Genomic DNA, 21,662 nt, shown 5'->3' on the forward strand with positions numbered 1-21,662 from the left:
CTTTTAAGAAGGTATGTTTTTGTAGTTTTTACACTACGATATTGACGATTTTGCCAGGGACTACAATGACCTTTTTCGGGCTTTTCCCTTCCAGCCACTTTTGTACATTGGCATCCGCAAGGGCTGCTTTTTCGATTTCATCCTTAGTCAGGCTCAAAGGAAGTGGGAGTTTCACCCTCATTTTTCCATTGATAGACACCGGATATTCATGATCGTTTTCTGCCATATATTCCTCCTTAAATTGAGGGAATCGGGCTTCCAGGATGGATCGATCATGGCCCATGAGGGACCACAGTTCCTCCGCAATATGTGGCGCATAAGGAGAGACTAGGATCACTAGTGGTTCGAGTATTTCTCGTTTATTGCATTTAAGGGCAGATAGCTCATTCACACAGATCATAAATCCAGAAACGCTGGTGTTGAAGGAATAATTGTTCATATCCTCTTCCACCTTTTTGATGGTTTTATGTAAAGCCTTCAGTTCCTCCTTGGAAGCTTGTGCATCCGAGATGGCGAAGTTGCCATTTTTGTCGTGAAAGAGACGCCATAGTTTCTTAAGGAATTTAGATACGCCGTCTATGCCATTGGTATTCCATGGCTTAAACTGCTCCAATGGCCCCAGAAACATTTCGTACAATCGTAAGGTATCCGCGCCATATCGCAAGATGATATCATCAGGATTGACCACATTGTATTTGGACTTAGACATCTTTTCCACCTCAGCACCACAGAGGTATTTGCCCTCTTCAAGGACAAATTCTGCGTCTGCAAGGTCAGGTCTCCAGGCTTTAAACTTCTCCAGGTCCAGCTGGTCATTATGGACGATATTCACATCCACATGCATCGCTGCGGTGTCATATTCACCTTTTAGGCCATGGCTTACAAATTTATTGCTGCCTTTTACTCTATATACAAAGTTTGATCTCCCTTGGATCATTCCTTGGTTGATCATTTTCTTGAAGGGCTCTTCGATCGAGATGATGCCTCTGTCAAAGAGGAATTTGGTCCAAAATCGGCTGTAAAGCAGGTGTCCCGTGGCGTGCTCAGCTCCCCCAATATAGAGATCCACTGCCTGCCAATACTGCTGGGCATCTTTGCTGACCAGTTCGGTATTGTTTTTTGGATCCATATAGCGAAGGAAGTACCATGAAGAACCAGCCCATCCGGGCATAGTGCTCATTTCTAGCGGATATTCACCCTCTTCAGTCTTATAGGTCCAGTTTTGGGCCCTGCCCAATGGCGGAGCACCATCCTCTGTAGGTAGGTATTTGTCCACCTCGGGAAGTACCAATGGAAGGTCTTTTTGATCTACCAAATAGGGAATTCCCTCCTTGAAATAGACAGGAAGAGGCTCTCCCCAATAGCGCTGACGCGTAAATATCGCATCTCTCATACGGTATTGGATCTTTCCTTTTCCTATTTTTTTCTCTTCGAGGAAAGCAATGGCCTTATCCATGGCGTCTTTCATCACGAGTCCATTCAGGAAGTCAGAGTTCATGGCGATGCCATCTCGTCCAGGGAAAGAACCATTTTCCATGCTTCCTTCCAGTACCTGTCGTATCTCTAAGCCAAAATGATTGGCAAAGTTAAAGTCTCTTTCATCATGAGCAGGTACCGCCATCACGGCGCCAGTACCATATCCCGCCAATACATAATCAGCGACCCATACCGGGATCTCCTCCCCATTGAAGGGGTTGATGGCGTAGCTACCAGTGAAGGCTCCTGAGATGGTTTTTACATCACTCATCCGCTCTCTTTCAGAGCGATTTTTGGCCACTTCAATATAGGCTTCGGCAGTTTCTCTTTGGTCTTCGGTGATCAGCGCCGCAGCTAGCTCACTTTCCGGTGCCAAAGCCAAATAGGTAACCCCATAGATGGTGTCGATTCGCGTGGTAAACACCTTGATGCTGGCCTCACTGTCCTTTACCTGGAAGGTCATTTCAGCACCTACTGATCTTCCGATCCAGTTGCGCTGCATTTCCTTGATCGGTTCATTCCAGTCCACCTTTTCGAGGTCATTGAGGAGACGCTCCGCGTAGGCTGTGATCCGCATGCTCCACTGCATCATCTTTTTACGCTCCACAGGATGTCCCCCTCTTTCAGAGAATCCATCCTTTACCTCGTCATTTGAGAGTACCGTACCCAATGCAGAACACCAGTTGACGGTCGTCTCCGCTAGATAGGTCAGGCGATATTGGAGTAGGGTTTGCTGCTGTTGCTTCTCCGAAAATCCCCTCCAGTCCTCAGCTGAGAATTCAGGGCATTCTTCATTACAAACCGCCTTTACGGAGGTGTTCCCTTCTTTTTCGAAAATGCTGATCAGCTCTTGGATAGGTTTTGCCTTGTCGGCCTCCTTATCATAAAAGCTGTCAAAGAGCTGCATGAATATCCACTGGGTCCACTTATAATAGGCTGAATCGGAAGTTCTTATTTCCTTGTCCCAATCAAAGGCGAAACCAATGTTTTTTAGCTGCTCGGTATATCTTTTGATGTTTTCTTCGGTGGTGATAGCTGGATGCTGGCCAGTTTGGATAGCATATTGCTCCGCGGGCAGCCCAAAGGAATCATAGCCCATTGGATGCAATACATTATATCCCTGAAGTCGCTTGAATCTGGAGACTATATCAGAGGCGATATACCCTAGAGGATGGCCCACATGTAAGCCTGCTCCCGAAGGATAGGGAAACATGTCCAAGCTATAAAATTTTGGTTTTTGAGGGTCTATCTTGGCGTTAAAAAGCTGGGAACTTTCCCATATCTCTTGCCACTTTTTTTCTATTTCTTGAAAATTATAATCCGCCATTTTTAACAATATTACTGCTTAATAAAGGTTTGATTGCAAAAATATAAAAATAAATGGGATATGCGGGTGGATTCGGGTAAGTATCAGGCCTTGAGATGAAAGATAATGAATAGAATTCTCCCTTACCAGAATCTCCATCCCCTTTGTTTGGTGCGTCCACGACGTAGCCAGTTTTCCCAGATGTCCTGAGAGAAGTAGATTTCTACCCCTACATTCAGCGTGAAATAGCCATCATAGCGATGATCTAGGCCACTTCCCCGACGAATGCTATGCTGGAATTCCCCGTTTTTGTCATAATAAACCGCATTTCGGATCGCATCGGTTTTTGGCAGCCCATCATCATCAAGCCATTGTGGGTTTCTGACCGCCAGGCGTAGCCTCTCCGGCATAGGCCCATTCCCATTGTCTCCATAGCTCTCTAGCAAGCTGAGGTAGGAATCTTTCAGGTTAAAAGCACTCACATCGTCCAGGTAATCGGTCATCGTGAAGCGGTAATTCCCCTCGATGAATAAGTCTGTGTACACATTAAGCTTGTATTTCATTCCCAAACCCATAGGGAAGACCATGACCACAGCAGGATACTCATTGTCCTCCAAAGCCAGAGGCCTAAGGCTATAATATTCTCCGTCTAATTGTGCTTTTGGGGTATTGGTGGAGGCTCCTACACCTGCGAAGACGTACCAATTGAGGAAATGACGGGTGATATTATTGATCTTGACCGGCTTCCAATGATACTCGCCGATAAAGGCCGCCTCAAAATTCCTGGCCCTGAACTCCAAGCTCCGCGGGTAGCGAAAAGCTCGGGGATCAGAAGGGATATCGCTGCCGGACATTTGGATATAGGAAGCATCAAACCGTAATCGGATATGAGTCCCCGTTGTCCGCCGGACATTTACCGAGACATTATAGTCAGGCTGTACCCCTTCCACATACTTCCACAATGAATATAGCTCGCCGAAATACTGTGTAGGACCTATCCCAACTCCCACAGACCATGGTTCTTCAAACTTAAAGCGATTGAAGCTTTGTGCTTGGAGGCTTTGGGCCAAGCCAAGTAGCAAGAACAGAAAGGGTAATTTTTTCATGGCGTTCATGCAAGCTATGGGTCAGAATTAGGGTTAGGTGGCTAAAATGCTCGTTTATGTGAGTCAATGATTAAGCACCGTAAATAAACGATTATTTTTCAAGCTTGTCAAATCCAGATTTTAAATGCAAATCTCGTTGTGGGAACGGTATTTCTATGCCTTCATTATTGAACCTACGGAAGATCTCATAGTACAATTGGCTCTTGAGAACGGAAGGTTTATTGATGAAATCGGAAGTCCAGACCCTCAGTAGGAAGTTAATGCTATTGTCACCGTACTCCACAAAAAGCACATCCGGCGGTGGGGTCTTGAGTACCCCTTCATTATTGGTGGCCACCTCCAGAAGGATGGATCGTATCTGATCAGGGTTCTCTTTATAGGAAACCCCTACAGGAAAATTAAATCGAATATTCCGGTCATTATGGGACCAGTTGATCACCGGACTGTCAATAAACTGGCTGTTTGGGACGATGATGGATATATTGTCGTTGGTTACGATCATCGTGGATCGAGAGGAGATTTTGATTACATCTCCACTTACATCGCCCACTTCTATTCTGTCGCCGACCTTGATAGGGCGCTCAAAAAGAATAATCAGCCCACTGATGAAATTATTGGTGATATTCTGAAGGCCAAAACCAATACCCACACCAAGGGCACCGGCCAGAATGCCTAATGCGCTGAGGTCTATTCCGGAGTTTTGGACTATAATGATAAATCCCGCTATCAGCAGGAAATAGCGGATGATGGTACCCACAGACTGGCGTGTGCCAACATCCATTTGGTATCGGATCAGTACTTTATTTACAATGAATTTTCTGATCCATTCGGTAACTATTACCAGTACAAATACCGAGAATATAAGGGCGATTACCACCCCTACGGTTAATTTGGAGGATCCTAAAGTGATAATGGAGTATTCCAAAAAGTCGTTTAATCTATTCAGAAACGCCCCGATTCCATCTTGCTGTACATCTTGCAGAAGATCTTCCATAAAATTTTAATTGTCAAATTTGAGTGAAATTGTAGGACAAAATAATAATATTTTGCCTGTTAAACTAGTTGATAATTAACAGATTTATTTAATTATCACCTATGAGGACCGTAAATAGTTTATGATATTTGTATCGACAATCGCAAATTAGCATATTGACCTTATGAGCAAACATAAAGAGGAACTCGAACACCGCTTAAAACTTAGAAATGTCCTTTTGAAAGATTATGAGGACATCAGAGATATAATGACCTCTATCTATCAGCAGAAGGGGATGACGTACACCCGTCAGGAATTAAAAAATCAGATTTCTGCCTTTCCCGAAGGGCAAATATGTATTGAGGACAACGGCCAGGTGGTCGCTGTGGCCTTGAGTGTGGTGGTGGAATACTCCAAATTTGGGGATAATCATACCTATGATGAAATTACTGGAAATGGGACTTTCAAAACCCATGACCTGGAGAATGGTGATACGCTCTATGGAACGGACGTATTTGTGCATGGAGAATACCGCGGACTGCGGCTAGGAAGAAGGCTATATGATGCCCGAAAAGAGCTCTGCGAAAACCTCAACCTGCGCTCCATCATCGCTGGAGGGAGGATACCGGGATATAGCAAATATGCCGAGCAGATGACCCCTAGGAAATATATCGAGCTAGTGAAGAATAAGGAGATCTATGATCCCGTTCTTTCCTTTCAGCTGGCCAATGAATTTCACGTAAGAAAAGTAATCACCAAATATCTCCCTGAGGATAAGGACTCCCGAGCCTACGCCACCTTACTGGAATGGATCAATATCTATTATGAGAAGGACGAGAAACTTATTGGTAATCGGAAGTCGATCGTGCGCCTTGGGCTAGTGCAGTGGAAGATGAGGCGATTTAAGGATGTGGACGACCTGATGCAGCAAGTAGAGTTCTTTGTGGACACCGTATCAGGATATAAGTCGGATTTCTGCCTTCTTCCCGAGTTTTTCAACGCTCCATTGCTGGCGGACTTCAACGATATGGATGCCTCAGAGGCGATCCGAAACCTTGCAGACTTCACCGATGAGGTGCTCTCTAGGATTAGAGAGCTGGCCCTATCGTATAATGTCAATATCATAGCGGGCAGTATGCCCGAATATGATGGTAAGAAACTGAGGAATGTAAGTTTTCTGTGCCGTAGAGATGGGACCACAGATAAGCAATATAAGCTGCATATCACTCCTGATGAGCAGTCTTACTGGGGCTTGCAAGGTGGCAATGGGATCAAGGTGTTTGATACAGATGCGGGAAGAATTGGTATTTTGATATGCTATGATGTGGAGTTTCCTGAGCTGGGCAGGATCCTGGCTGAGCAGGAGATGGATATCTTGTTTGTTCCTTTCTGGACGGACACCAAAAACGCTTACCTCAGAGTAAGCACCTGTGCCAAAGCCAGGGCGGTGGAAAATGAATGCTATGTGGCTATTACTGGCTCGGTAGGGAACCTGCCGCGGGTGGAGAATATGGATATTCAGCATTCTCAAGCAGCGATCTATTCGCCTTCTGACTTCTCTTTTCCCCATGATGCCGTGATTGCAGAGGCTTCCTTGAATACAGAAACCACCATCGTGGCCGACGTGGACCTGGACTTGCTGACGAAGCTCCGCAAAATGGGAAGCGTAAGAAACCTGGCGCAGCGAAGACTCGACCTGTACTCCATTCACTGGAAAAAGAAATGAAATTCATAATTGATGTCCATAGACATTATATATTTGCTAAATAGGAATAATTAAGGATAACTAATGGATCATTACCTGAAAGGAATCGATGAGAAAATCATCAAAAAAGCCTCAAAGATCAAGTTGCTAATCACTGATGTGGATGGCGTCCTGACCGATGGAGGGGTTATATATGATGATAATTACCTAGAGTATAAAAAATATAATGTAAAAGATGGCTTGATCGTCAAGGTGCTGCAGCGCCATGGCATCCTCGTTGGGGCGATTACGGGACGTAATTCTCCCGTGGTCCAAAAGAGATGCGAGGAGTTGCATTTTGACTTTCATCATCATGGCATCAAGGATAAGGGGGCGAAGCTTCTGGAAGTCCTGGATCAATACAATCTTGACCTCAACGAAATAGCCTATATTGGCGATGACTTAATTGACCTGCCCATTTTGGTGCAGGTAGGCCTGGCTGTGGCGCCTAAGGATGCCCTTCCTTATATCAAAGAAGAGGTGGACTTCGTGTCTTCCTTGAATGGTGGTAAAGGGGTGTTTAGGGAAACCGGCGATTTGATTTTGAGCGCTCAAGGACATTTAAAAAAGATTATTAATCAATTGACAGGGAAATAAATAATGAAAGTTTTTAGTCATAAAATGAATATTGCGGACCATATGGTCCTGGGTGCTGAGAAACCTGTGCTTTTCTCTGGGCCATGTGCCGTGGAGAGTTACGATATCTGTATAGAGATAGGAAGTACCGTGAAGGAATTGGCGGAGCGCATGGGTTTTTCTTATGTGTTCAAGGCCTCTTTTGACAAGGCCAACCGTACCTCCTCAGGTTCCTTTCGTGGGATCGGGATGGATGATTCTCTTGGGGTTTTAGAGCGGGTGGGCAAAGAGCTTCAGGTGCCTTTGGTGACTGATATTCATGAGAGCTATCAGGCTGCTGAGGTGGCTGCGGTGGTGGATGTATTGCAGATTCCTGCTTTCCTATGTCGCCAGACCGATTTATTGCTGGCAGCAGGGCATACCGGCAAAGCCGTAAAAATCAAAAGAGGCCAGTTTATGGCTCCGGAAGACATGCAGTATGCCGTGGATAAGGTACGCTCCACCGGCAATAATAATGTATGCCTGACAGAACGAGGCTTTGCCTTGGGCTATCATAACTTGGTGGTGGACATGCGTTCTCTACCGACCATGCGCCAGTACGCACCTGTGGTGTTTGATATTACTCACTCCGTACAGCAGCCAGGAGGCGAGGGAGGCAGCAGTGGAGGCCAAAAACAATTTGCCCCTTTTCTGGCTCGTGCCGCCGCCGCCACAGGAGTGGATGGCTTCTTTATAGAGACTCACCCCGAGCCAGCCAAAGCCCTAAGTGACGGCCCAAATATGGTGCCGCTCGAAAAGATGGAAGGCTTCCTTTCCATGCTTAAGGACGCTTGGGACTTAGGCCGAAAACATATTGATTTTACTATTTAGGAAATAAAGCCGCTTTGCCGGCTTTATTTTTTACCCTTGCCGGAGCTCCGCCAAGCCTTAAAAATGGACTTGTGGACTTCCTCCGTATGGGCGCTAAAAGAATTGTTTCCTTTTTTTATACCTCTATCTTTTATTAGTTCGATCTCATGAAATCTCTTCTTTTATTTCTATTTATCGCTCTGTTTTCATGGCAGTCTTACGCTCAGGATTCCCAGGAGGAAAATTCTGTCCCAGCGGAGTTGAGACGTATTCTAGAGTCTTTTGATGCCAGCCAGACCATTCAGATTGGCGAGCAGGATGTGCTGGAGCCCCAGCGAATCGTGGATTTTTATACCCAAGGCGATTTTGTGCCTGTATGGACGGAGCAAGGGAAATTACATCCTGCTGCGAAGGAGGTCCTGGAAGCCATTGAGGATAGTAAATGGGATGGCCTGATCCCTCAGGAATACCACTTGGAGGTGATGACCAAGGCGGTGGAGCTGATCCATTCTTCAGAGAAAGAACTTACGGCCTTGCACCAGGCTTATCTGGATATCATTTTTACAGATGCCTACTTTGCCTTGGCTTCTGATCTATACTTCGGTAAGGTGTCTCAGGAGGCTTTGAAGACCGGCTGGAGGATACAGACCAAGGAAGAAAAAATCGATATTGGGGAGGTGATGAAGGAAGCTCTGGAGACTGGAGATGTAAAATCCAGCATCCAGAAGTTTTGGCCTCGGTACCAGGTATATCGCAATATGAGAAATACCATCAAGGACCTATCGGCTAAGGCGGACATCGATTCGCTGAGCTGGAAGTCGGTCAGTGGGAAACTGCTTAAAGTAGGAGATCAAAATAAATTGATTCCTGAAATCAGACAGCGACTGGCCTATTGGGGAGATTATTCGGGGACTGATCTCAGCCCGGAGATGCTTACCTATGATTCTACCTTGCGCGAGGCCGTGATCCGATTCCAAGCCAGAAATGGCCTGGATGCAGATGGGGTCATGGGCAAAGACACCTATGAAGCCCTCAGTGAGGGGCCAGGAAAACTGGTGAAGAAGGCCGCCGCTAACTTGGAGCGCTTGAGATGGCTTCCAGATACCGTGATTCAGGATCGTTTTGTGATGGTGAATATCGCTAATTTCCACCTGGACTTCCTCAGAGATAATGGCATGGATACCTTGTATTCTTCCCGAGTGATCGTGGGCAAAGAATATCACTCCACGCCAGTCTTCAACGGCGAAATGGCCTATCTGGTCCTTAGCCCCACCTGGACGGTCCCTTCTTCCATTATTAGAAATGAGATGGTGCCAAAAGCCAAAAAGGACCCTTCTTATCTAAGCAGAAATCACCTGAATATCCTTACTTACCAAGGAAAGGCAGTAAGCGCCGAAAGTATAGACTGGGCTACTGTCACGCCAAAAACCTTCCCTTATATGATTCGTCAGAGCCCCGGAGTTTTTAATTCCCTGGGGCAAATAAAATTTATTTTCCCCAATCAATACCATGTATATATCCACGATACTCCTGCCAAAAGCCTGTTTGACAAAGGGGTAAGGGCTTTTAGCCATGGCTGCATCCGACTAGAGAACCCTCAGGGATTGGCGGAGAAGATCCTGGAAAATGATTCCAAATGGACCCCGGAAAAGATCCATGCAGGGATGAATGCGGGTAAGGAAACTACCGTTATGCTAAAAGAAAAAATTCCCGTGGTGCTTATTTACCTGACTTTCTGGACGGACTCCGTGGGGAATATGTATAACAGAAAGGATATCTATGAGCGTGATAAGGAGATAGAGATGGCGATGTTTTCTGATGAGGTTTTTCTGCAAAATTATAAGCTGAAGGATAAATAGAATTAGCGAACCTGAGGAAGGAATAGCGGCTATATAGTGGTTACTTATATAGGCTCCTTGCTGGATTAGATTTATGCGGCATTAGATGGCATAGTGATTGCAAAGAGATGGAAGATTGTATCAACCAACTATTTCTAGATTACTATGACGACTCTACACAAGTGGATTGCACTTAGCTTTATATTTTTATCAGCCTGCAGCTCAGGATTACAAGAAGAAACACTTCAGCAATTAAGAGATAGGGTAAGCGAAGATTCCGACCTTTCTGCAATCTATGCGCCCAGTGCCATTCAGCCCATTTGGGTGAATGATGATGGCCTCAATGAGGAAGGAGAGACTTTTTTGGAGGAATTGGATCAGGTGCAGTTTGATGCTTTGATAGCGGAGAATTATCATTTGGAAGAAATTACCGCCTTACTTAGCGAGTGGGAAGAGCAACAGGAGCCTTCCACGCTGATCTCCTTGGAGGTGCTGATTTCGAAGAGCTTTTTGAAATTAGGGCACGACTTGCAATTTGGAGGGGTAAGCCCTCGGAAATTATCCGAGGAGTGGAAAATAGAACCCCGGGATACCACTGATTTTGAAACGGAGGCCTTAAAGGAGCTGGCTTCTGGCAAAGGCTCGGTGGCCGGGCAGCTGGATGAGTTGCGGCCTTCAAGTGACCTTTATCGCAATTTGCGTGAGCAATACCAGGAATTAATCAAATCAGAAATTGATTTTGCCTCCTTTGGGGGTGGCGAGGCCATCAAGCCGGGAGAAACTTCTGCCAAGGTGGAGGAAGTACGAAAACGATTTGAGGTGATCACAGGAAGGGACTTGCCTGATTCCGATGCGCCAAAGCTATATGATGAGGCCTTGGTGGCTGAGGTGAAGCATTTCCAGCGCCTTCATGGGCTGAATCAGGATGGAGTGCTGGGGAAAGAGTTTTGGGAGGCTTTTGGAGCTTCCTCGCAGGACCTGAAGGTAAAGCTCGCCGTAAACCTTGAGCGATTGAAGTGGCTACCTGATATGCTGGACACTGAGCTCCCTAAGGTATTGGTCAATATTCCCGCTTTCAGTGTGGACCTTCTTTATGGGCAAGATACAGTATATAATAGCCGCGCAGTAGTCGGCACAACCAGCAACCAAACGCCGGCATTTACCGCCAAAATGAGCTATTTGGTGTTCAGCCCTCGCTGGTATATCCCTGAGGGAATAATCAAATCGGAGACGCTGCCAGCCATCCAGAAGGATAAGGAATATATAAGTAAAAAAAATATGGCCGTACTCGATGGCAATGGAAAGGAAGTCGATCCTTCCAAGGTCAAATGGGATAAGCTGAATCAGGATGAGCCTTTACCCTATCGCATTTATCAAAAACCCGGGAAGGACAATGCCTTGGGAAGGGTGAAATTTATGTTCCCGAATCCTTATAGCATTTATATTCATGATTCTCCCGCCAGATCACTGTATAGCAAAGATGAGAGAGCTTTCAGTCATGGCTGTATTCGTTTAGAGAAACCTCAGGAATTCGCAGAAGTTCTCTTAAAAGAGCAGGAGAAATGGCCTACTGACTCCATCGCCTCTGCGATGAATAAGGAGGATGAGGTGACAGTGAAGCTGCCTGAAGGTCCCCAAGTCTGGATCTATTACCTTACCGCATGGAATAATGGGGGGGAGCTGCACCTAAGAGAAGATATCTATGGTCAGGACCGAAAAGTGGCGAAGCTGATGGGCTTGCAGCCTGATGAAAAATATTATTAATTGGATGCGATGAGGTTTGATTCTGAGTTTTGGGGGATAAAAGCGCTAGATTTTAGGTATTTTTGATCAGTAGCATAGATGTACAAGCATCCATCCTCTTTGATCGTATCGATGATCTCCTGGTATTGATCCATGGGAAGGGCGGGACATCCCAAGCTTCTGCCTAATCGGCCCGTTTTTTCGATGAATTCAGGATTAGCATAATCAGCACCGTGAATGACGATCGCACGGGTACGAGCATTATCATTGAGCCCTTTTTCTAGTCCATCCAAGCGCAGCGAATAGCCGTGTTTTCCTTGGTAGGTTTCGGAAGTTTTATAAAAACCCAGGCTGCTCATATAGCTGGAATTGGTATTGGAGAAGTTTTTGGCCATCAGCTGACCGCTATTACGTCCATGCGCCACCCAGGTATGATGCAGGATGGCTCCCGAGACCATATCGATGGTCCAAAGTCGTTTTTCTGAGGAAGGTAGACTGAAATCTATGATGGTAAGTGGCTTATTAATGGCGATTAATCCTTTCTTTACCAGCTTCAAATAGCCAGTTACGCCGATGGTTATCGCCGCCTGATTGGGAAGGCCAATGGCCGGGTTGGTAGCGAGCTTCTCCGTAATCAATGAAATGACAGCTTCTGTGCTTGTATTGCTAGCTAGATTCTTGTGGATCGATAATTGAGCTTGGCCCGAAGGGCGAAAAGCAAATAATGAAAGTGTGATAAGTGTGGCAATGGTCAATAAAGATTTTTTAAGCATAGGGGTCGTTAATTAAATTAGGTTGGTTTAGGGTGGTGTTTGGCTTAATATGTTGGTGTATAGCCAGTTGGTTCCATATAGTATAACGCAAAAGTAAGGGATAGATTGTAATAAGGAACTGAATACTTATAAATTTTTGTTGGAGGAAAGTGTAATTGATTGAATAAAAAGGGGGGAAGAAGGTATGAATAAAAAGGTTTAATCCGATTCGGGATGCAAAAGAAATTTTAATTGGTTAATTTTGCACTCTTTAAATGAAATCAACCTTTTGGCATTGAAACAGTTGAAAGGCTAATAAAGATAAGTTTGAAACCTAAACCTGCTAAATGGAGTTTAGTGTTTAGGCAAGACTCCCTAAATGTGGGTTTTGCAGACTATCCTAAAGAAAGAGAATGAAGGTATCAGTATATCGCAAGGAGCATTTCAATGCTGCTCATCGTTTATTCAATCCGGAATGGTCGGAGGAGAAAAACAATGAAGTATTTGGTAAATGCAATAACCCAAGCTTTCACGGACACAATTATGATTTACATGTAAAACTGGCAGGACCTATTGATCCGGCCACGGGATATGTGTATGATATGAAAGTTTTGAGTGATTTGATAAAGGAGCATGTTATCAAGAAATTTGATCATAAAAACTTAAATCTAGATACAGATGAATTTAAGAACCTTAACCCTACTGCAGAAAACATTGCTGTGGTTATTTGGAATATTTTAAGGAATGAAATTGAAGAGAAATACGATCTAACAGTTCGATTATATGAAACAGAAAGGAATTATGTTGAATACGACGGGGATTAATGGAGGGCGGAGCATCGATGAAATCGGTGATGAACATATAGGTACTTCGCAGGATACGCCGCTCAGAGCGGATGCTTTTGTGAAGAGTGATGAGGAGAAAATGGATCTTATCGAAGATCATTTTAAGGGGATAATGGAGGTATTAGGGCTTGATCTAAATGATGATAGTCTCAAGGGTACTCCAAGAAGGGTGGCCAAAATGTTTATTAAGGAAGTATTTAGCGGCCTTGATCCAAAGAATAAGCCAAATGTAAAGCTGTTTGAAAATAAATATCAATATAGCGAGATGCTGGTAGAAAAGGACATTACCTTCTTTTCTCATTGCGAGCATCACTTTGTACCTATTTATGGCAAGGCTCATGTGGCTTATATTTCTAATGGAAGTGTAATCGGCTTATCAAAAATCAATCGAATAGTACAGTATTTTGCCAAGCGCCCGCAGGTTCAGGAGCGCCTTACCATGCAGATAGGAAAGGAATTGCAGCAGATCCTGGGTACAGAAGATGTGGCGGTGGTGATCGATGCACACCATATGTGTGTGTCCTCGAGAGGTGTACAGGATGTGAATAGCAAAACCTTAACCTCCTTCTATGGTGGGAAATTTGACTCCGACGATCAGTCGCGTCAAGAATTTAGACACTATATTACCATGAAATAATAGATCAATGATCTTATAGTTTATAGAAAGCCGGAACGTATGTTCTGGCTTTTTTCTTTTAAAGAGATTTTTTGTGTGAAAATTGTTTCTTCATAGATGAAGGAGCAAATAATTACCACTATCCAGCTAGCCTGTGCTTTTTGAAATGACCCTGTAGAGTCAGCCAGGACATTGATAGTGGCTAGGATGGATCGATTACTTAGTTTTAGTGAATCAACTGATGAAGCAGGAAAGCCGACTTTCCGGGAAGGTCAGTTTTCCTAATAAACCTCAGAGATGAATAGAGCTTTTTCCTCATTTAGGCATTCAAAAATTGCTCTGTTTATAGAGGGTTGATTCTGATAAGGCAATTAAAAAAGGCGCTTATATAAGCGCCTTTTTTAATTATATCTACTTTTCACTCTACTGTTGGTCATGCCAATGGTTTTGAGCCACGCCTTTCTTAGTTGGCGGCAGTATTAATTTTAGTATAAGGGATTTTCATCTTTATTTCCCAGGTACCTGAATCAAGGATCTTGATACCCCATCGGATATAGGCATGGTTTCGGATATTGCCAGTCACTGGGTCTCTGTAAGGAGCCCAGAATTCCTCCCATTCTTCGGGGGTTTTAGGACCCTTATCGGCCTCGTAAGCTTCCTTATCCACTGTGAAGGCATCACCTCTGGATAGATAATACATCAAATAAGAGCTATTGCCCGTATAGTTTCTGCCGTATTGAGGGAATGGTGGGGCTGGAAGGAAAAAGGAGGTTTGCTGATCATCAGTAATGGTCTCCACCGAATTGTCATGATAGTTTTGCAGGTAGCTGGAGCCACTTGGGTAGAAGGTAACCTTATTAGGGTTTAGCGTTTCACCATAGCTATCTTGAATGACCATATTGACTTGTACGGAGTAGGCAGGCTCCTCACTTATTTTCTGAATCGAAAAATAAGGATTCGTGCCATCCAGTGTACTAGGGATATTTTCGTCATTAGGCCCTGTGATCGTTCCGGTATGAGCGATATAGTTCCCATTGTCTGAGTCGAATAGAAGTCTGGATCTCATCTCCACGGGGAATTCTACCGGCTGGAAAGGCTGCATCTTAATGACAGCGAAGTCCTGCAGCAGTTTAGACCCTTTAATATTGGACACCTGTACATCTACCTTGAATATATCCCCTTCCACAAATTTGGTGGCTTGCGTAAAGGCAAACTCCCCACTTACCTTATTGATAAGGATGGAAGGCTCATTAGACAATTCCAGTTTCTGCTCTGCAAGAGCCAGAGTGGTGTCCGTATCACCGTTGAAGGATTCCTTCCAGATACGAATTTGATGCTCGTCCAGCAGTTCATTATTAGGATTGCCGTCCAAATCAGTAAATCCCACGATTTCCCATTCCATTGGGGCGGTGGAGTTTTCGATGGCTGGTCTGGCCGCCACGGAGAATCCTCCGCGGGGCACATAGATGGTGTCTTGATTGGAGTGAATATCCTCACTCAGGTAACCTATTTCTGGTGGAGTACAGGACACCACAGCCATATAGGATATGAATAGTATAAATAGTGTTTTTTTCATCTTTCAAGATATTTTCTGATGGATGTATTAATCCTTATAGTTGAATAGGATATGATTGCCCTGGAGGACATGGACCACACCATTGGTGGAGATAAGATTGGAGGTTCTCACCTGAACGAGCTCATCATCCGTGATATTATTCCAGAGATCCCATTCTTCACCCTGCTTGTAGGTGTAATAGACATACTCTGGGAAGCTACTCAGTTGAGCAGTGTATTCCTCTCTTGGCTCCAGGGAGATTCTTCTTTCTTCGCCATTTAGGGCGACCATGATATCTCCTTCAGGACTCATGTCCTCTCTGGTGATCTTACCAGGGAAGATATAAGCCCCCATATATTTGTCCAAAGTATCCTTAGGGATGTCATTGACGGTAAATTCCGCTTCTGGATCCAGCTCTCGCATGCCCTTTAATATTTCATCCACATACTTTTTTACAGATAGATTGTTTGGTGCAAATAGGGTAACCTCCCCATTGACCTCATCAATCAATCCTGCTCTCTCGATCAGCAAGGCTAAGGTGTCCATCTGAGGATGGGACTGCAGGAAGCTGAAGGTATCTGTGCCCAGCTCACCGCTGCTCACTCCGCCATCCACCAGGTAGTCGTTATCGACACAGGAGAATAAGCAAAGGGACAAGGCTATATAATAAATACAATATTTCATATTTCTTCTGGTTTTAAATTTGACTTAAAGTCGTCCTTGCCAGTATTCCGTCTGGACGATGGATGGGTTTCTGATGATAATATTAGGGGATACAGGCCAAAAGACTCCGTCCTTTGTCTTCCTGTCACTGTTCATCCAGGAGACCCCCTCGAAGTAATCCATTCGGATTCTATCATAAGCCAATTGGCCTTCAGCGATTAGCTCGATCGCTCTTTCGTCAAATATCGCCTTGATCAAGCTTGTGCGATCCTGTGCGCCCTGATATGCAGGCACTCCGGCTTGGCTACGAACGAGATCCAGATCTGCGATGGCACTGCTATATTCTCCGGCTTTGGCATAAGCTTCGGCTCTTAATAGGTAAATATCCGCCAGTCTGAAGATCAGTATGTTGGACTCGGAGAATAAGGCATAAGCATCTTCAGAGTCAGGATCGTCTGAGCTCAAGGTGTATTTTACAGGAAACGCATCAGTGTCCATGTCTTCATAGTCATAGAAGAACAATTCCTTCCGGATATCATTTTCACGTTCTGGTGCATTCATGAATTGAAATCCATAAAAGTCAGGGTTTCCTTTTGGTGCAGTACCATTATTACTTCCAAAGAAAGGCTGATTGACGGTCAATCCTGTATGGCTTCCATCTCCTGCGCTTAAGCGGAAAGATTCATTCATATTAGAATTGATATTGATTTCAAACAATCCTGTTTTAGACTGTCCTCTCATCATCTTCTCGAAGCCTTCCACGCCTTCACTTACATAGTTTACCAAGCTGGTATTGCTATTATTAATAACCGAAGTGGCGGCATCGATGCTCTCAGTGATCATCTGTGCGTTATCATTATCACGGCTAGCATACCATAAAGTGACGTGCGCTTTGAGTGCTTCTGCACTGGCCTTATTGGCAGTGATGGCCCAGTTATTAGTACTTTGCGTAGCATAGTCCAATAGGTCGATGGACTTTTCTGTAGCTTCCAAGATATAGTCTAAGACTTCTTTTTCGTCTGAGCGACCGATCTCCATGATATATCCATCAGGGGTGATCAGCTGAGTAGAGCTCTCGATAGACTCATGGACGATAGGGACATCACCCCAGATTCTAGCCATATAGAAGTAAGATATAGCGCGCACAAAAGCGGCTTCACCTAGAATACGGTCTTTCTCCTGAGGCGTTTGGAATATCTCCACAGGCATATCTGCCACATATTGCTCAATGGTAAAAGCCCAGTTGGCTGAGCGGTAGAAATACTTCCACTCCTGGCTGTCACCTCTATAAGGGAGGTTATAGTCACCATTATTCTCTATATAGTTCACGATCCAAAACTGGCTGTCCATAAAGGTCATGGCGGGAAACTCACCCCATAGCAGGAAGTTACTCTGATTGGTAAGGGCAGACTTAAGCAAGGCGTAAGACCCTGCCAATGCCTGCTCAGCCTCGCTTTGAGAGCTCCAGTACACGTCCGGATGGGTAATCGTAATCGGTTCCTGATCCAATAAGTCCGAGCAGCTGAAGAAAGCGGCGAACACTAATGAAAGGATCGGTATAGTTATAATTCTTGGTTTTTTCATGTCTGTAGTAGTTTAGAATCTAGCGTCAATACCGATGAAAAATGTCTGAGCCTGCGGATAGCCATTGCCCAATACGTGGCCACGAGCATCCACAAGTGAAGCATCTACGACCGCCTTAGAGCGCTGCCATTGGTACGGATTCAGTACGGAGAAGTAGGTTCTCAGTCGATCGAGCCCAAGGTTCTTGATGAAAGAATTCTTGCTGAAGGTATGACCAACAGATGCATTGGTGATCTTCCAGTAATCGCCGCTTTCTATCCATAAGGTTTGAGTGTCACGGAAGGCATAAAAAGGAGCCTCGCCGCCTCCAGCAGGAAATAATGCTGGGAATCGCACGCCTGCAGCGCCATCGCCCGGCTGCTCCCAGAAGGAGTATTCGCTCAGATCAGCTAGGCCAGAGGTCGCCCAGCCTGTGCCTCCACGGTCATAGCGGTCCATATAGCTATTCAGCACGGTATTCATGATGTCTGCACCGAAGGAGAACTGGCTATAGGCTTGGAAGTACCATCCTTTATAGCGAAGGTCGATATTGAAGTTACCTTGGATATCCGGAATTGGAGAGTAATCCAGAGCCATGATCAGGTCTCCTGTCTCGTCCAATAGGTAATCGCCGTTAATGTCTTCCCAGATAGGAAGCCCCGGACGGATGCTGGCCCAGGCGGATTTGCCCGTAAGCGCCTCACCTGTATAAGGATTGACTGGCAGCTGCTCAATATTATCGATGATATAGTCATTGATGAATACCTTATACAGGTTCAATGGACGACCAACGATGAAGCCGTAAGTGCCGATCAGGTAATCACGATTCCCGTTTGGTAATTGGCTTACATAGTTTTCGTTTTTGGAGAAACCTGCCGTAAGGTCTAGCTTCCAGTCACTCACTCGTGGGAATAGGTTGTATTTCACCTGAGCTTCCCAGCCGTAGTTTAGCACTCCAGCTATATTAGCTTTGGCTTGGTTATAGCCTGAGTAAGAAGGGAATTCAATATCGAAAAACAACTTGTCAGTACTCTTATGGTAAGCATCGAAGGTGACATTCAGTCGCTGATCGAGCATCGCTAAGTCAAAACCAATATCCCACTGCTCTGACTGCTCCCAAGAGAGCTTGTCATTTCCTATGGAATTGTAGTTTGGTATCACGCCGGTCACTCCACCATAGGAGGCGACATTCATTTGGTTAGATCCATAGCCAGTTGCCAGACCGCCATATCCAAGGCTATAAGCCCCGAATCGCAGGTAGTTTTGGCTAAACTGCTTGCCATTTATCCCCCAGCTACCTCTGATCTTACCAAAGTCAAACCAGTTTCCTTTAATGTTTTCGAAGAATTTCTCATCCGTGAATACCCAGCCCGCTGATACAGAACCGAATTTTGCCCATCGTACGTCTTCACCGAATCTGGAAGATCCATCGGTACTGAAGTTGGCACTGAAGATATACTTGTCTCTAAACTTATAGTTTAATCGGGCATAATAGGATATCAAGGCGTTTTCACTGATATCAGTATAGCCATCGATATTGTCTTTTTCATATCGATTGTTGATGACTTTGATGGCATCACTTCCGAAGCCTACTGCAGAGAGCCCCATGTCTTCGTATTTGTTATAGTCAATACGATTACCTGCGATAGCAATGAACTCATGATCACCGATGGTCTTCAGATAATCAAAGTAAAGATCGGAGGCCTGGTTCTTACGAGTGTATAAGGCATAGGCGGCATAGCCGTCGCCATTCGGTCTGATGGAAGAAGGTTCGTAGAAGTTCTTCTTGTTTTGGTCGTACTGGAAGGTCAACTGGGAGTTTAATTTCAGTCCCTTTACGATCTTCAGCTGCGCAAAATTCGAGAACGTCACCTTAAACTGCTCATCGGTATTCAGCTTTTCTTCCAATTCGCCCTGTAAGGACTGGATTTTAGCTTCTGGAAGGTAGAATAGGGAGGAGTTCAGATTGTTTGGACTGGTAGGAAGACTGTTGTCTAGGTTATAAGACCCGCCAGCTGGGTTTCCTTGACCAGTTTTGTTTTCGGTGAAGGAGGTGTTTACCAGGAATTGATTGTTAAATCGCTTTCCTGCCTTAGTATTGATATGGGTGTTGAGGGTGTACCTGGTGAAGCCAGTCGCTTTCACCACTCCTTTGTCATCGTTATAGCCGAAGGACAAGCGGTAGTTAGAAGCTTCGCTTCCGCCTCTCATGCTTAGGTTATACCGTTGGGAGATTCCTGTCTGGTAGAATAAGCCCTGATAATCCACATTATTATTAAAAGCAGGGTTCAAGCTATCGGTAAGCATGATGGGCGTTTGGTTGGAAAGCAAGAAATCATGATCCCACCACTTATCGATCATTCCCATTTTTTCTCTTCTCTCTGCAGCTCCTGCCAGCATAGGCACTAGCTCAGGGATAGGCTGCACGCCAAAGCTCATGGAAAAGTCAAATTGTGGTTTGTCCAATGCTAAACCGCCCTTGGTTTTGATGATGATTACGCCATTTGCACCTCTGGATCCGTAGATCGCAGCAGCAGAGGCATCTTTTAAGATATCTATACTCTCTATATCATTTGGGTTTAGTGAGGCGAGGTAATCAGTATTGGACACGCCATATCCTGCAAGGTCTTCCAAGGAGGTCTGTACTCCATCCACCACGTATAGTGGTGTACTGAAAGCCGTGAAGCGCTCGCCTCCGTCCAGTTCGCCAGAGACGGCAGTACTACCCCTGATGACCAAGGCTCCCCTTGCTCCGGGTGCGCCACTGATATTGACCGTCTGGATCCCTGTACTTTGCGTGCCTATTAGGGTGGCGACGTTGGTAACCGGGATGGCTTCGAGTTGGTCACTTTTGATGCTACTTACGGAGCCCGTGACATCTCTTTTGATAACAGACTGGTAGCCGACTACCACTACTTCATCAAGTTCCGATTCATTGGCCTTCAGGGCCACATCGATTACCTGCTGCGTGCCAACAGTCACTTCTGTTGGGGTGTATCCTAGAAAGGAATAGATCAAGGTTTGACCTTGTTCTACGTTGATTTTATAATGGCCGTCCAAGTCGGAGGCCATTCCCTTGGTGGTTCCTTGGATTCGGATGTTTGCCATGGGGATGGTCTCGCCCGTCTCCGAATCTGTCACCGTTCCACTCACGGTAATTGTCTGGGCTGATAGGAAGCCCATAAGACAAAAGGTGAATAAAAAAGTTAGTACAGTTTTAATCATAATCTTGTTTGTTTTCTCTTGAATGGTTTCGTAGGTAAAGGAAATCTTAGGCTGTGATTTCCTCTGTATTCAACTTCCTTTTGATAGTATCCCCCTCGCGGCCCTGTGGTAGTTTTAGCCAGTTCTCCATGGCCCTGAGGGCTTATGAAGATTGGTGGTGGTAGGGATAGCTGGTGAGGCTATGGGCGATAGGTGATGGTGTTTTTATCTTAGGAAGTACCGCTAGCTATTATTTTCTGTTTTAGGTAAATATCACCTAGTTCGAGGCACAATTATTTTGTTTTCAAATCATTTCATTTTAGAGTTTTCTTGGATGATTATTTCGAAACGTTGCCTTAACAGCAACATAATATATTATGAATAATTGTATAATAAAATATATTCGCAAATAATTATTTTCGAATTGATGCTATTTGGCTAGTAATGTATATGAATTGAAAGTGTTTTAAGTGCATGAAAAACAAAAAGAAAGGTTATTGCTTTGGTTTTAAAGGCGTGTTTTTGGGATTTTGATTTAGCTGGGTTAAAAAATTTTATAAAAAATATTATTTCACGTAAAGATGACTAATATAGGTTTCAATAATTGATGAAACAGCCGATGTTTACTTTAAATATTGAAAAACAGACTGTTTTCGTTTTGGTGTGATATGCCTTTCGAAAAGTGGTCCTCCTATTTAATCTTCAGATTGAAAAGTTATATGGAATAGGCTAGTGAGGATTTAGACCTATTATCCATGTGCAGGTTCTTATTTCGCTTTGGTACTTATTACTAACTTTAAGATTGCAAAAATATTCTGATGGTAGATAAGGGATAGGCGCCAGACTCCCTGAG

The 21,662-nt window shown here is 44.7% G+C and carries 15 protein-coding genes; 7 read left to right on the plus strand and 8 right to left on the minus strand.

Features of this window, described 5'->3' with window-relative positions; genetic code table 11:
• Positions 1 to 28 precede the first annotated feature (28 nt).
• From leuS to B050_RS0105850, 3 genes are all read right to left on the minus strand, one after another.
• Complete coding sequence (gene leuS, locus B050_RS0105840) at positions 29 to 2,803, minus strand: leucine--tRNA ligase (RefSeq protein ID WP_018472959.1); 2,775 nt, start codon at positions 2,801 to 2,803, stop codon at positions 29 to 31.
• A 122-nt stretch (positions 2,804 to 2,925) separates the two neighbouring features.
• Positions 2,926 to 3,888: a hypothetical protein gene (locus B050_RS0105845; RefSeq protein WP_026235672.1), complete on the minus strand. Its 963-nt coding sequence runs from the start codon at positions 3,886 to 3,888 to the stop codon at positions 2,926 to 2,928.
• Positions 3,889 to 3,979: 91 nt separating this feature from the next.
• Complete coding sequence (locus B050_RS0105850; protein WP_018472961.1) at positions 3,980 to 4,882, minus strand: mechanosensitive ion channel family protein; 903 nt, start codon at positions 4,880 to 4,882, stop codon at positions 3,980 to 3,982.
• 163 nt (positions 4,883 to 5,045) lie between these two features.
• Here B050_RS0105850 and B050_RS0105855 point away from each other — a divergent pair, with 163 nt between their 5' ends.
• From B050_RS0105855 to B050_RS0105880, 5 genes are all read left to right on the plus strand, one after another.
• Positions 5,046 to 6,587 carry a bifunctional GNAT family N-acetyltransferase/carbon-nitrogen hydrolase family protein gene (locus tag B050_RS0105855; RefSeq protein ID WP_018472962.1) on the plus strand — a complete coding sequence of 514 codons (1,542 nt, stop codon included), beginning with the start codon at positions 5,046 to 5,048 and terminating at the stop codon, positions 6,585 to 6,587.
• A 63-nt stretch (positions 6,588 to 6,650) separates the two neighbouring features.
• Positions 6,651 to 7,202, plus strand: a complete 552-nt coding sequence (locus B050_RS0105860; protein WP_018472963.1) for a KdsC family phosphatase — start codon at positions 6,651 to 6,653, stop codon at positions 7,200 to 7,202.
• 3 nt (positions 7,203 to 7,205) lie between these two features.
• Complete coding sequence (gene kdsA / locus B050_RS0105865; protein WP_018472964.1) at positions 7,206 to 8,051, plus strand: 3-deoxy-8-phosphooctulonate synthase; 846 nt, start codon at positions 7,206 to 7,208, stop codon at positions 8,049 to 8,051.
• A gap of 146 nt (positions 8,052 to 8,197) precedes the next feature.
• A complete protein-coding gene (locus tag B050_RS0105875; protein ID WP_018472966.1) occupies positions 8,198 to 9,889 on the plus strand; it encodes a L,D-transpeptidase family protein in 1,692 nt (563 codons plus the stop codon).
• 144 nt (positions 9,890 to 10,033) lie between these two features.
• Complete coding sequence (locus tag B050_RS0105880) at positions 10,034 to 11,632, plus strand: L,D-transpeptidase family protein (protein ID WP_018472967.1); 1,599 nt, start codon at positions 10,034 to 10,036, stop codon at positions 11,630 to 11,632.
• On the opposite strand, the gene B050_RS0105885 is transcribed toward B050_RS0105880, so the two are convergent.
• On the minus strand, positions 11,629 to 12,384 hold the full coding sequence (locus B050_RS0105885; protein ID WP_018472968.1) for a murein L,D-transpeptidase catalytic domain family protein: 756 nt from the start codon (positions 12,382 to 12,384) through the stop codon (positions 11,629 to 11,631). The two genes, B050_RS0105880 and B050_RS0105885, sit on opposite strands and share 4 nt — an antisense overlap.
• A gap of 392 nt (positions 12,385 to 12,776) precedes the next feature.
• On the opposite strand from B050_RS0105885, the gene B050_RS0105890 reads away from it, so the two are divergent.
• The gene (locus B050_RS0105890) at positions 12,777 to 13,187 is read left to right on the plus strand and encodes a 6-pyruvoyl trahydropterin synthase family protein (RefSeq protein WP_018472969.1); all 411 of its coding nucleotides are present in this window, start codon (positions 12,777 to 12,779) and stop codon (positions 13,185 to 13,187) included.
• The gene (gene folE / locus B050_RS0105895) at positions 13,147 to 13,845 is read left to right on the plus strand and encodes a GTP cyclohydrolase I FolE (RefSeq protein WP_026235673.1); all 699 of its coding nucleotides are present in this window, start codon (positions 13,147 to 13,149) and stop codon (positions 13,843 to 13,845) included. Before B050_RS0105890 ends, folE begins: the two co-directional genes overlap by 41 nt.
• A 442-nt stretch (positions 13,846 to 14,287) precedes the next feature.
• Here folE and B050_RS0105900 read toward each other — a convergent pair whose 3' ends face one another.
• The 4 genes from B050_RS0105900 to B050_RS0105915 are packed head-to-tail and all read right to left on the minus strand — an operon-like array spanning position 14,288 to position 20,788.
• Positions 14,288 to 15,400 carry a DUF5007 domain-containing protein gene (locus tag B050_RS0105900; protein WP_018472971.1) on the minus strand — a complete coding sequence of 371 codons (1,113 nt, stop codon included), beginning with the start codon at positions 15,398 to 15,400 and terminating at the stop codon, positions 14,288 to 14,290.
• Between the two features lie 27 nt (positions 15,401 to 15,427).
• Positions 15,428 to 16,063, minus strand: a complete 636-nt coding sequence (locus tag B050_RS0105905; protein ID WP_018472972.1) for a fasciclin domain-containing protein — start codon at positions 16,061 to 16,063, stop codon at positions 15,428 to 15,430.
• A 24-nt stretch (positions 16,064 to 16,087) separates the two neighbouring features.
• The gene (locus B050_RS0105910; RefSeq protein WP_083923239.1) at positions 16,088 to 17,626 is read right to left on the minus strand and encodes a RagB/SusD family nutrient uptake outer membrane protein; all 1,539 of its coding nucleotides are present in this window, start codon (positions 17,624 to 17,626) and stop codon (positions 16,088 to 16,090) included.
• A gap of 12 nt (positions 17,627 to 17,638) precedes the next feature.
• Positions 17,639 to 20,788 carry a SusC/RagA family TonB-linked outer membrane protein gene (locus B050_RS0105915; RefSeq protein ID WP_026235674.1) on the minus strand — a complete coding sequence of 1,050 codons (3,150 nt, stop codon included), beginning with the start codon at positions 20,786 to 20,788 and terminating at the stop codon, positions 17,639 to 17,641.
• Between the last annotated feature and the right edge of the window lie 874 nt (positions 20,789 to 21,662).

The sequence above is a fragment of the Echinicola pacifica DSM 19836 genome, assembly GCF_000373245.1.
GTDB lineage: Bacteria > Bacteroidota > Bacteroidia > Cytophagales > Cyclobacteriaceae > Echinicola > Echinicola pacifica.

What these genes read in the sequence shown, in the direction of transcription:
- leuS (WP_018472959.1), bottom strand. Translation starts at nt 2,803, where the DNA reads ATGGCGGATTATAATTTTCAAGAAATAGAAAAAAAGTGGCAAGAGATA.
- B050_RS0105845 (WP_026235672.1), bottom strand. Translation starts at nt 3,888, where the DNA reads ATGAAAAAATTACCCTTTCTGTTCTTGCTACTTGGCTTGGCCCAAAGC.
- B050_RS0105850 (WP_018472961.1), bottom strand. Translation starts at nt 4,882, where the DNA reads ATGGAAGATCTTCTGCAAGATGTACAGCAAGATGGAATCGGGGCGTTT.
- B050_RS0105855 (WP_018472962.1), top strand. Translation starts at nt 5,046, where the DNA reads ATGAGCAAACATAAAGAGGAACTCGAACACCGCTTAAAACTTAGAAAT.
- B050_RS0105860 (WP_018472963.1), top strand. Translation starts at nt 6,651, where the DNA reads ATGGATCATTACCTGAAAGGAATCGATGAGAAAATCATCAAAAAAGCC.
- kdsA (WP_018472964.1), top strand. Translation starts at nt 7,206, where the DNA reads ATGAAAGTTTTTAGTCATAAAATGAATATTGCGGACCATATGGTCCTG.
- B050_RS0105875 (WP_018472966.1), top strand. Translation starts at nt 8,198, where the DNA reads ATGAAATCTCTTCTTTTATTTCTATTTATCGCTCTGTTTTCATGGCAG.
- B050_RS0105880 (WP_018472967.1), top strand. Translation starts at nt 10,034, where the DNA reads ATGACGACTCTACACAAGTGGATTGCACTTAGCTTTATATTTTTATCA.
- B050_RS0105885 (WP_018472968.1), bottom strand. Translation starts at nt 12,384, where the DNA reads ATGCTTAAAAAATCTTTATTGACCATTGCCACACTTATCACACTTTCA.
- B050_RS0105890 (WP_018472969.1), top strand. Translation starts at nt 12,777, where the DNA reads ATGAAGGTATCAGTATATCGCAAGGAGCATTTCAATGCTGCTCATCGT.
- folE (WP_026235673.1), top strand. Translation starts at nt 13,147, where the DNA reads ATGAAACAGAAAGGAATTATGTTGAATACGACGGGGATTAATGGAGGG.
- B050_RS0105900 (WP_018472971.1), bottom strand. Translation starts at nt 15,400, where the DNA reads ATGAAAAAAACACTATTTATACTATTCATATCCTATATGGCTGTGGTG.
- B050_RS0105905 (WP_018472972.1), bottom strand. Translation starts at nt 16,063, where the DNA reads ATGAAATATTGTATTTATTATATAGCCTTGTCCCTTTGCTTATTCTCC.
- B050_RS0105910 (WP_083923239.1), bottom strand. Translation starts at nt 17,626, where the DNA reads ATGAAAAAACCAAGAATTATAACTATACCGATCCTTTCATTAGTGTTC.
- B050_RS0105915 (WP_026235674.1), bottom strand. Translation starts at nt 20,788, where the DNA reads ATGGGCTTCCTATCAGCCCAGACAATTACCGTGAGTGGAACGGTGACA.